Origin of the sequence: Pseudomonas sp. Q12-87 (assembly GCF_001269755.1) — a bacterium.
GTDB lineage: Bacteria > Pseudomonadota > Gammaproteobacteria > Pseudomonadales > Pseudomonadaceae > Aquipseudomonas > Aquipseudomonas fluorescens_S.
Genome location: NZ_LHVI01000023.1, coordinates 331,451 through 342,678 on the forward strand (window position 1 = coordinate 331,451; position 11,228 = coordinate 342,678).

The window sequence follows — 11,228 nt, forward strand, 5'->3', positions numbered from 1 at the left end:
CGGGCTCTCCAACAGCCATTTGCAGGGTTCCCCTCACAGCGTTTTGATGACATTGACGGAAACGGTCTCGGAGATTTCGCCGAACGACATGACGTCCAGCTCCCGGAAGCGCCCCTCGATGAGTTTCTTGATGTAGCGCCGCACATCCACCGAACACAGCAACACCATGTCTTTCTGGGCGATGTGCACGCTGTCCAGGCCGACGCTGAGGCGGTCCATCAACTCTTCCGATTCGGCCGGCTCCAGATTGAGGAAACTGCCGCCGGAGGTTTGCCGGATGCCGCGGCGTACCACGTCTTCGAACTCCGGCGACAACAGCAGCACGCGCAAATCGTTGCCCTGGGCAAACTTGTTGCTGATGTAGCGGGCCATGGCGCCGCGCACGTGTTCGACCAGCGCCAGTACGTCCTTTTCCCGGGAAGCCCAATGGGCAAGGGACTCGAGAATCAGCTTCATGTTGCGTACGGAAATGCGCTCGCCAATCAGGCGCTGCAGCACTTCAGCAATCTTTTGCACGGTGACGTGGCGATAGACTTCCTTGAGCAGGTCGGGGTAGCGGGTTTCCATTTCATCGAGCAGCTGCTTGGTTTCCTGCACGCCGAAGAACTCCTGGATATTGCGCGCCAGCAGCGTGACCAGGCAGCGATAACATTCTTCGTCGGCCGCCCGCAGGTGATAGCCCAACTGCTGCACCCGCTCGCGGTCGGCCGCGCTGACCCAGACCCCGCCGAGGCGGTTGCTGTCGCTGCCACGCACCAGGGCGAAGCCCAGGGGATCCAGCTCGGGTGAATAGTCCAGCAAGCGCCAGTGCTCGAAATGGATATCGAACTGCTCGGCCCGCACTTCGTTGATCAGCACCGCCACCTGATGCGCTGGCAACGCCTCGCTGACCCGCAGTCGCGGTTCGGGAATGCGCAAGCCGTAATCGATGAAAAACTGGCTGCGAAACCGCGCCGCCCAACGATTCTTCTCCAGCGCTTCGAGTTGCGCCTTGGGCACCAGCAGCATCAGCGCGATGGTTTCCGTCGCGACAGTGTCGACGTCATCGAGCAGTCCCGATTCGCTCGGCAGCGCGCCTTGCTCGGTGGCGTCGCTGCGGCTTTGGTCCGGGGCTGCCTGGCGCGAGGATCGACGGTGGCGCACGAACACAACCAACCCCAGGACACTGGCGATGGATAAAAATGTCAGCAGCGGGAAACCCGGCAACAGGCCCACGCCCACCGCCAGCAATGCGGTCACGCCGAGAACGAACGGGTTGCCAAGCATCTGGGCGAGCATGTTGCGCCCCAGGTTGCTGTCATCGCCGTTGACGCGAGTCACGATGAAACCCGCGCCGATGGCGATCAGCAACGCGGGTATCTGCGCCACCAGGCCATCGCCGATGGTCAGCAAGGTGTAGGTCGACAACGCCGTGGACATGTCCATGCTCAGTTGCCCGACGCCGATGGCCATGCCGCCGATGAAATTGACGAAAATAATGATGATGCCGGCGATGGCATCGCCCTTGATGAACTTCATCGCCCCGTCGAACGAACCGTACAACTGGCTTTCACGCTCCAGCACGCTGCGTTTTTCCCGGGCCTGGGCCGCATCGATGGCGCCGGCCTTGAGGTCACCGTCGATGCTCATCTGCTTGCCCGGCATGCCGTCCAGGGAGAAACGCGCCGCGACTTCGGCCACGCGTTCCGAGCCTTTGGTGATCACGATGAACTGGACGATGGTGACGATGGAAAAAATCACGAAGCCCACCACCAGGCTTTCGCCGATCACAAAATCACCGAACGAGGCGATGATTTCCCCGGCATCGGCTTGGCTGAGAATCAGCCGGCTGGTGCTGATCGACAGCGCCAGGCGAAACAACGTCGTCAACAACAGCAACGCCGGAAACGTCGAATAGCTGAGGATGCGCTCGATGTAGAACGAGCCCATGAACACCAGCAGCGAAATGACGATGTTCAGGCCGATGAGAAAATCCACCAGCACCGTCGGCAAAGGGATGATCAGCATGGCGATGATCATCACCATCAAGGTCAGGATCAGCAGCTCCGGGCGAGCGCCGATGTTGCGCAAAAACACATTGAGCAGGCTCATGGGCAACTGCCCGAGCGCCGCTGATCGATGCATTCGTGGGCATAGGCCAGGTCCGCCAGGCGCGTGAACTGGGCTGCCAGGCGCTGTGGCGCATCTTCATCGGCAAACAGTGGCAGCGGCAATTGCAGGCTGAGCCGGCGCACGGTCTGCAACACCGTTGAACGTTCACGATGAGCACTGAGCAGCAGCCCCTCTCCCAACGCGGCGAGCAGCAACTGGTCGAGTTCATCGGGATAGGTCAACACGCCGAAGAAAAACACCAGCCAGTCGGCTTCATGGGGGTTGTGTCGGCAGACGATGGCATCGCCGAGCAGCGCGCCGATGAACCGGTTATCGGCCGAGCGCAGACGCTTGAGGTCGTTCACGCGGGTGAGCAATTGACCGAACTCGGCGCGCGAGCAACTAGGGTCCTGGGCATTGATGTCGGTAAGCAACGCCGCTTCGATGAAGGCCAGCACCGCTTGGCGTTGCGACGGGCCGTACAGGGCGATCCAATCCTGATAGCAACTGAGCGAACCTTCATCGGACTCGAGGAAATCCCGGTAGGTCTCGCGCAACAGGCCGGCGCGCACCGCCATGCCCTGGCCGAACATCCTGGCCTTGAGCGCCGCGTTGATGCCGGCGTTCATGCGCTTGGGAGACGCTTGGGCTACCACCGTTTGCAACAGCGTCTCGAGACGCTGGCGGGTGCGCGTCTCCAGGTTCCGGCGGCGCAACAACGCTCGCAGCACCAGGGCCAGATCGCTGTCATCGGGAAACAGGCTTCGTGCCATTTGCAGCAACCAGGCCACGGGCTTGTCCGCCAGCCGCGCCAGGTTCAGCACCTGGTGGGCCTTGGGCACGGTATCGTCCTCGAGCACGCGTTCGAAGGTATCGGTCAGCGCATCGGACTTGAGCTCGAACAACCGCCGGCCGCGGAACTGAGTCAGGGCCGCCGACAACTCATCGCTGATCTGCACGAGGCGCTGAGCCACTGCCGCCGTCGCGCTGTCGTCGGGCGCAGCCTCGGCATCGATTGGCGGTTGGGGATGTTCGGCGGCCTTATCGGCATTCAGTCGCGCCTGGGCGGCTCGGCCACCGATGGAAACCGGCGGCAGAATCATTTCTCCGACATCCGGAAGTACATTCGGCGCACGCGCTCATGCTGTTGCGGGGTCAGCAATTGCCCAGCCGGCTCGTCCGTGGCCGGTTCAAAGGCGTCGCGAATTTCCTTGGGCTGGATCAGGAATACCCGCACCGTGTTGGCCGAACGATGCTGGCGATAGCTGAACAAGCGACCAATCCACGGGATCGAACCCAACACCGGCACCCGCCCGATCTGCTCGCCATGGTCGTCGCGGGTGAAACCGCCCACCAGCAGGCTTTTGCCCTGGGGCACCCGCGCCACGGTATTGATGCGGGTACGCCCCACCGTCGGCAGCGCGCCCTGACGCTCGCCCTGGCCGGGACTCTCGATTTCGTTGCCATCTTCTATGTTGAGCGACATCTCGATCTCGTCCGCCTGGGCGAAACGGGGCAGTACGCTCACCAGCGTGCCGTAGGTCACGTGCTGCAAATCGACGCTGCGCTCACCCACCAGCGGGGCATAGAAGGTGCGGTTGTTGTCGAAGATCGCCGGCACGTTTTCCTGCGTCAGGATCACTGGCCGCGAAACGACGTTGGCGCGGTGGGTGCGTTCCAGCGCCATGACTTGGGTCACGAATGAAACGCCATCCAGCGTGGTCGCCGAACCGGCATTGAGCGATGCGCTGAAGGCGCTCCCGGACTTCACCGCGCCTTGCCAGTTGATGCCCAACTGGTTGAGCTCGTCCTTATGCAGGTCGATGATCCACAGCGACAATTCGACGTGCCGTTTCGGCGTGTCCAGCGCACTCACCAGGTTCTCGATAAAGTGCACCTGCTCCGGCAGACCCTTGACCAGCAGGCTGTTGGTGTCCGGATAGGCCACCACCCGAATGTTGCCGGCGGCCACTTCCCGGGCAATCACTCGGGGCGCCGTCGGGTCCTGGTCCGAAGGCGATCTCGCCAGGCCCTCCAGGGGGAATACTGGCATCGCTCCAGCCGATCGCGGCGCGGAGCCTTGGGCCACTTCCGGCTCGACGCCCTGCTTTTCACCGCGCAGCAACGCTTCGATGACCGTTGCCAACCCTGGGATGGTCACCTTGTCGTCGCGCAGCTCGTAGTTGCGATCGCTGACAAAGGTATTTCGCACATGGATCACGCCGATCTGCTGTTTGCCCAACAGCAACTCCGAGCGCTGGTTGTCCATCAACCCGGCGGCTTGTACCACCAGGTCGACATACATCGGCGGGCCCGATACATGGAACGTCCGCAGGCCGTCGTGGCGCAGCGGGTAGCGGGCATCGTGCAGTCCCGAGCGCCCGAGGAATGCCTGAAGCTTGTCCACGGTCAGGGTTTGCAGCGACATCATCGAGCTTTTGATTTCCGAAGCGTCATAGAGATAAATCGCCTGGCCATCGCTGTACCAGATCAACCCCATTTGCCCGGCGAGGCGCTCGAACGTTCGTTGCGGCGTGCGCAGGTCGAACGTACCGCCGATGCGCTTGTTGGCGGCAACCTTGCTGACAATGACTGGCATGCCCAATGGTCCGGACAATTCGCTGAAAAACGTCCGCGCGCTTTGTTCCCGGGCCTCGAAGGTGTAGACATCGGCCTGCACCGCGAGGGGCGCCAGCAGCACGAGGCCTGAGCAGAGGAATAAAAGGCCGAGGGACGTCAAGCGCAGGCTCATCGGCTCACTTGGCCTGGCAAGTAAGTAATGTCCGCCAGGCTGCTGGGCGCAAAGCCCACTAGTTCGCGAACCTCCTTGGAAAAATGCGACGACGAGGCAAAACCGAACTCCAGCGCCACATCGGTCAACGAGCCGTCGTGCAGGCTCATGTTCAACAGCGCCTGGGCTGTGCGCCAGCCACGCAGTGCCGGCTTGGCCGCAGTGCCCAGGGCCTGCCGGCAAAGCCTGCGGAAGTGCGACACCGAGACCCCGTAGCGTTGCGCCAGGGTATTGAGCTTTTCGCTGCGCGTGCCTTGCTCCAGCAGAAACCGCACGAGCCCGTAACTTTCGTGATGACGCAACGTGTCGGCAAAAGCACGGTAGGCCAGCGCACCGCCCATCGCTTGCTCGATGTACCAGCGTTCGAGCCGTTGCCGGGAGCGGACGATGTCATTCGCCACGGGCAACAGCGCCCACGCTGCCACGTCACCCTTCTGCCGCGCCTCATCGAAGGCATCGCTCATGTCGAAAAAAGCCTGCAACGTCATCAGTGGCGCTTCGCAGACGGGCAGCACATGCAACTCGCCGCCCCGCCATTGCAGCGAATCACCCAGCACGACCAGCCCTTCCCAACCGACCGGCAGGCAGTGACTGAGGCCAAAGGGTGCTGCATTCAGTTGGACCGGGCTTTGGGCTACGCGCAGGTGAAGCACGCGTTCGCGCAGATCGGGCCATGCCATGGAGCGAAATGATTTGTCCTGCACACCGGTCTCCTTGGCTGCGTGGCGTTGGAAGGCCGACAGGATGAAAGACCCCGCGCCGGGAATCTTGATGAAAAGCTGATGGCGCACGCTGGCATATGCCTTGCACCGTTTTTGTTCATCGGTGCCCAGGCCAATGGCGGAATGAGTGCCACACTGTTTGAAGGACAACGGCGTCGTCATCCGGCCTGCCCTGGCAGCCGTCCGGGTACGGCGCTTTTTTATGTGGAAGGTGATGCGCGATGAATGAAGTTCCAGCCAACCCCCTGGCTTGGGTCAACGGCAGCGATGCCCCGGAAAAGAGCGCGGTCAACCTCGGTTTCATGGCCTTGAGCGACTGCGCCCCGGTGGTGGTAGCGGCCACCCAGGGCTTCGCCCAACCCTATGGCCTGACGTTGAATCTCAAGCGCCAGGCATCCTGGGCCAACCTGCGGGACAAGCTGGTCAGCGGCGAAATCGATGCCGCCCATAGCCTGTACGGCCTGGTCTACGCCGTACACCTAGGCATCGGCGGCGTCGCACCGACCGACATGGCCGTGTTGATGGGGCTGAACCAGAACGGCCAAAGCATCAATCTGTCCCATGGCTTGCAGGCCCAGGGCGTGACCAGTCCTGAAGCACTGGAACAGCACGTGCACCAAACTCGCCCGAAACTCACCTTCGCCCAGACGTTCCCCACCGGCACCCACGCCATGTGGCTTTACTACTGGCTCGCCGCCCAGGGCATCCATCCGTTGTCGGACGTCGACAGCGTGGTGGTGCCGCCACCGCAAATGGTCGCGCACCTGCAAGCCGGGCGGATCGATGGGTTTTGTGTCGGCGAGCCCTGGTGCGCCAGCGCGGTGAAGCAGAACCTCGGTTTTACCTTGGCAACCACCCAGACCATTTGGCCTGACCACCCGGAAAAAGTCCTTGGCTGCACCCGTGCGTTCGTCGAGCAGTACCCCAATACCGCCCGTGCCCTGGTGATGGCGATCCTCGAAGCGAGCCGCTTCATCGAACAAAGCACTGAAAACCGTCGCAGCACCGCGCAACTGTTGAGTGCCCCCGAATACCTCGACGCACCGCTCGATTGCATCGAGCCCCGCCTGTTAGGGATTTATGCCGACGGCTTGGGCAACAGCTGGCAGGATCCCCACGCCATGCGCTTCCATGGCAAAGGCGAGGTGAACTTGCCGTACCTGTCGGACGGCATGTGGTTCATGACCCAGTTCCGCCGCTGGGGCCTGCTGCGCGAAGACCCCGATTACCTGGCCGTGGCCCAGGAGGTCCAGCAACTCAAGCTGTACCGCGAAGCCGCTGGAGCACTGGGCATCGCGTCCCCGCGCCAAGATATGCGCAGCAGCCAACTGATCGACGGCAGCACCTGGGACGGCTCGGATCCGGCCGGTTACGCCCGTGGCTTCAAACTGCACGCCTTGAGCGATGCGGCTCCCCTTCTCGCCAGCCGCTGACAGGAGCCTTGAACATGCTGCGTATCCTGCTGATCAACGACACTGCGAAGAAAGTCGGTCGCCTCAAGGCGGCCCTGACGGAGGCCGGATTCGAAGTCATCGACGAATCCGGCTTGACCATCGACCTGCCGGCGCGCGTCGAAACAGTGCGTCCGGACGTGATCCTGATCGATACCGAGTCACCCGGACGCGATGTCATGGAACAAGTGGTGCTGGTCAGTCGTGACCAGCCACGACCGATCGTCATGTTTACCGACGAGCACGACCCGGATGTGATGCGCCAGGCGATCAAGTCCGGCGTCAGCGCCTACATCGTCGAAGGCATCCATGCAGCGCGCCTGCAACCGATCCTCGACGTGGCCATGGCCCGCTTCGAAAGCGACCAGGCCTTGCGCGCCCAGCTCCTGGCCCGCGACCAGCAACTGGCCGAGCGCAAGCGCATCGAACTGGCCAAGGGCATGCTGATGAAGATGAAGGACTGCAACGAAGAACAGGCCTATACCCTGATGCGCCGCCAGGCCATGAGCCGCCAGCAGAAGCTGATCCAGGTGGCGGAGCAGATCATTGCCATGAACGAATTGCTGGGCTGAAAGCCTTGTAGCGCCTGGGCCGGCGCCTTCGCGAGCAAGCTCGCTCCCACAGGTCCTGCGGCCACCGGAATCCAAATGTGGGAGCGAGCTTGCTCGCGATAGGCTTCTGCCAATGCCTGCTGTTGGCACAGTTCTCGCTTAAGCCATCCCACAGGTAACCAACGGCGGTTGCCCCACCTACGACAAAGACGTCGCATACCCTCCTCGCCCCTCTGGCGAGCCGGGTTGCGGCGTTTTTTTTGCTTTGGCCCCAACGTCCGGGGTCGGTGGGGTCGCCATGACGGCGCACCACCTCGAAGCACTGACTCATTACCCGAGACTTTTACAGCTGAGGTGCGCGATGAATTCAAGCTTCTGGAAATCCGGCCATACCCCGACACTGTTCGCGGCCTTTCTCTATTTCGACCTGAGTTTCATGGTCTGGTACCTGCTCGGCCCGCTGGCGGTACAGATCTCCGCCGACCTGCACCTGACCACTCAACAACGTGGGCTGATGGTGGCGACGCCGATCCTGGCCGGCGCCATCCTGCGCCTGTTCATGGGCCTGCTGGCCGACCGGATTTCGCCAAAGACTGCCGGCATGGTTGGCCAAGTGATCGTGATCGGCGCGCTGTTCTGCGCCTGGAAACTGGGCATTCACAGCTATGAGCAGGCCCTGCTGCTGGGGCTGTTCCTGGGCATGGCCGGCGCCTCATTTGCCGTCGCCTTGCCGTTGGCCTCCCAATGGTATCCACCTCAACATCAAGGCAAGGCCATGGGCATTGCCGGTGCAGGCAACTCGGGCACCGTGTTCGCGGCGCTGATCGCACCGGTCATCGCCATGTCTTTTGGCTGGACCAACGTGTTCGGCTTTGCATTGATTCCACTGGTGCTGACCCTCGTTCTGTTCGCCTGGCTGGCCAAGAACGCCCCCGAGCGGCCAAAAGCCAAATCCATGGCCGATTACCTCAAGGCACTGGGTGATCGCGACAGCTGGTGGTTCATGTTCTTCTATAGCGTGACCTTTGGCGGTTTCATCGGCCTGGCCAGCGCCCTGCCCGGCTACTTCAACGACCAATATGGCCTGAGCCCGGTGACTGCCGGCTACTACACCGCCGCTTGCGTCTTCGGTGGCAGCCTGATGCGACCACTGGGCGGCGCCCTGGCGGACCGTTTCGGCGGCATCCGCACGTTGCTGGGCATGTACACCGTGGCAGCCATCTGCATCGCCGCAGTCGGCTTCAACCTGCCAAGTTCCTACGCGGCCCTGGCCCTGTTCGTGTGCACCATGCTCGGCCTCGGAGCGGGCAACGGCGCGGTGTTCCAGCTGGTACCGCAACGTTTCCGCCGCGAAATCGGCGTGATGACCGGGCTGATCGGCATGGCCGGCGGCATCGGCGGCTTCGCCCTCGCGGCGGGCATGGGTGCGATCAAGCAAAGCACCGGTAGTTATCAACTGGCGCTGTGGTTGTTCGCCAGCCTGGGTGTCCTGGCCTGGTTCGGCCTGCACGGCGTCAAGCGTCGCTGGAGGACCACTTGGGGTTCGGCCGCCGTCACCGCGGCTCGGGTATAACCAGCCCCCATGAGCCTGCAACTGAGTTTCGCCGAAGCCAGTGCCATCGGCCCGCGGGAGGAAAACCAGGACGCCCTGCGCCTGGTCACCCCGGCCCCGGCCCTGGCCGCCAGCAAGGGTTACCTGTTCGCCATCGCCGACGGCGTGAGCCAGTGCGCCGATGGCGGATTGGCTGCCCGTTCGACCTTGCAGGCCTTGGCCCTGGACTATTACTCCACACCACAGACTTGGGGCGTGGCCCAGGCCCTGGACCGCTTGCTGCTGGCGCAGAATCGCTGGCTGCAAGCCAACGGTGGCGGACAACCGCTGCTCACCACGGTCAGCGCCCTGGTCCTGCGGGGCCGACGCTTCACCCTGGCCCACGTGGGCGATTGCCGGGTCTATCGCTGGCGCGACAATCACCTGCAACGGGTCAGCGAAGACCACGTCTGGGAACAACAGGGCATGCAGCATGTGCTCAAGCGTGCCCTGGGCCTGGACCAACACCTGATCCTTGATTTCCTTGACGGCGAGTTGCGCACCGACGAAACCTTCGTCCTGCTCAGCGACGGCGTCTGGGCGGTACTGGGGGACACCGCCATTGCCGGCATCCTTCGCGACCAGCCGGACCTGGACCATGCCGCCCAGACCCTGGTCAACGCCGCGCACCTGGCCGGCAGCCAGGACAATGCCAGCGCGCTGTTGGTGCGGGTCGACGCCGTGGGCGAAGCCAGCATCGGCGATGCGCTGATCCAGTTGCAGCAGTGGCCCCTTCCGCCAGCACTGAAACTGGGGCAAATGTTCGAAGGTTGGCAGATCGAAAGCCTGCTCGGTCAGAGCCAGCAGTCATTGCTCTACCGAGTGCACGACAGCCAGGGCCAACCCTGGTTGCTGAAAACCCTGCCGACGCAACTGCGGGACGACAGCCGCGCCGGGCAAGCACTGCTCTCCGAAGAATGGTTTCTCAAACGGGTGGCCGGACGGCAGTTTCCCGAGGTCCATGGCGTTCCCCAGCGGCAGCACTTGTATTACGTGATGCGCGAATACCCGGGCATGACCCTGGCCGAACTGTTCGATCAGGGCGGGCCACTGCCGCTGGCTCAATGGCTGGACCTGGCGCAGCGGCTGGTGCGGGCGGTGGGCCTGTTGCACCGAAGGCAGATCTACCACCGCGACATCAAGCCGGAAAACCTGCACCTGGGCGATGACGGCGAACTGCGTTTGCTGGACTTCGGGTTGGCGTACTGCCCAGGCTTGTCCGAAGACCAGGCCAGCACGCTACCGGGCACGCCCAGTTACATTGCCCCGGAAGCCTTCGGCGGCGACGCGCCGACAGCACGACAGGATTTGTATGCCGTCGGCGTGACCTTGTATTTCCTGCTGACCGGGCATTACCCCTATGGCGAGATCGAGGCGTTCCAGCGTCCGCGCTTTGGCGTGCCGGTCAGCGCCAACCGCTATCGACCGGACCTGGCCGAATGGCTCGGGCAAAGCCTGGAGCGAGCCGTTGCGGCCGCCCCCGACGAGCGTTTTGAAACGGCCGAGGAATGGCTGCTGGTGCTGGAACAGGGCGAACGCCGCAGCTTGAACGTAAGGCCCCGGCCACTGCTGGAGCGCGAGCCGCTGAAGGTCTGGCGGACCTTGGCGCTGGTGTCGTTGGTGATGAATGTCGTGCTGTTGTTTTTGGTGTTCCATTCGTAATGCCCTGTGGCGAGGGAGCTTGCTCCCGCTAGAGCGCGAAGCGGTCGCAGGTTATTGGGTCTGCTTCGCAGCCCAGCGGGAGCAAGCTCCCTCGCCACATAAAGCTCAACAGCGCTCCATTAGCGAGCAACACGCTTTGATTCGGTGCAATAAATCCTCTTCTCCTTCGCTCACCCAGCCTATCCCCCAATAAATCCATGCCTTCAAGCCACTTGGCACAACCACTGCATAATCCCTCTCAACATACATAAGGCAACGCCTCCAACGATGAAGGCGGTGCCTCCCGAGAGAACGGGACCAGGACAAAGGCGTCCTCGCTAGCTTGCTAGCGGGACGCCTTTTTTTGTTTTCGTAAAAATGCCGAGCCAG

8 protein-coding genes are annotated in these 11,228 nt (G+C 62.7%); 4 read left to right on the forward strand and 4 right to left on the reverse strand.

Translation table 11 applies throughout. The annotated features are described in order from the left end of the window. Nucleotides 1-33: 33 nt before the first annotated feature. Genes AD663_RS18175 through AD663_RS18190 form a run of 4 tightly spaced genes read right to left on the reverse strand, consistent with a single transcriptional unit; the run spans nt 34 to nt 5,562 of the window. A complete protein-coding gene (locus AD663_RS18175; RefSeq protein ID WP_305728865.1) occupies nt 34-2,085 on the reverse strand; it encodes an EscV/YscV/HrcV family type III secretion system export apparatus protein in 2,052 nt (683 codons plus the stop codon). Nucleotides 2,086-2,087: 2 nt separating this feature from the next. After that, nucleotides 2,088-3,194: a type III secretion system gatekeeper subunit SctW gene (gene sctW / locus AD663_RS18180; RefSeq protein ID WP_053214288.1), complete on the reverse strand. Its 1,107-nt coding sequence runs from the start codon at nt 3,192-3,194 to the stop codon at nt 2,088-2,090. Beyond that, a complete protein-coding gene (sctC, locus tag AD663_RS18185) occupies nt 3,191-4,843 on the reverse strand; it encodes a type III secretion system outer membrane ring subunit SctC (protein WP_003183592.1) in 1,653 nt (550 codons plus the stop codon). The genes sctW and sctC overlap by 4 nt, the downstream gene beginning before the upstream one ends. After that, nucleotides 4,840-5,562, reverse strand: coding sequence for a helix-turn-helix domain-containing protein (locus tag AD663_RS18190; protein WP_003183594.1), 723 nt, complete (start codon nt 5,560-5,562; stop codon nt 4,840-4,842). The genes sctC and AD663_RS18190 overlap by 4 nt, the downstream gene beginning before the upstream one ends. Nucleotides 5,563-5,825: 263 nt before the next feature. On the opposite strand from AD663_RS18190, the gene AD663_RS18195 reads away from it, so the two are divergent. The 4 genes from AD663_RS18195 (at nt 5,826) to AD663_RS18210 (ending at nt 10,859) form a co-directional block, all read left to right on the forward strand. Further along, nucleotides 5,826-7,037, forward strand: coding sequence for a CmpA/NrtA family ABC transporter substrate-binding protein (locus tag AD663_RS18195; RefSeq protein WP_003183596.1), 1,212 nt, complete (start codon nt 5,826-5,828; stop codon nt 7,035-7,037). A 14-nt stretch (nt 7,038-7,051) separates the two neighbouring features. After that, the gene (locus AD663_RS18200) at nt 7,052-7,627 is read left to right on the forward strand and encodes an ANTAR domain-containing response regulator (RefSeq protein ID WP_003183597.1); all 576 of its coding nucleotides are present in this window, start codon (nt 7,052-7,054) and stop codon (nt 7,625-7,627) included. Nucleotides 7,628-7,967: 340 nt separating this feature from the next. Continuing rightward, nucleotides 7,968-9,179 (forward strand): NarK/NasA family nitrate transporter, encoded by a 1,212-nt coding sequence (locus AD663_RS18205; protein ID WP_003183599.1) that lies wholly within the window; start codon nt 7,968-7,970, stop codon nt 9,177-9,179. Between the two features lie 9 nt (nt 9,180-9,188). Then, nucleotides 9,189-10,859 carry a bifunctional protein-serine/threonine kinase/phosphatase gene (locus AD663_RS18210; RefSeq protein WP_053214289.1) on the forward strand — a complete coding sequence of 557 codons (1,671 nt, stop codon included), beginning with the start codon at nt 9,189-9,191 and terminating at the stop codon, nt 10,857-10,859. Nucleotides 10,860-11,228: the final 369 nt, after the last annotated feature.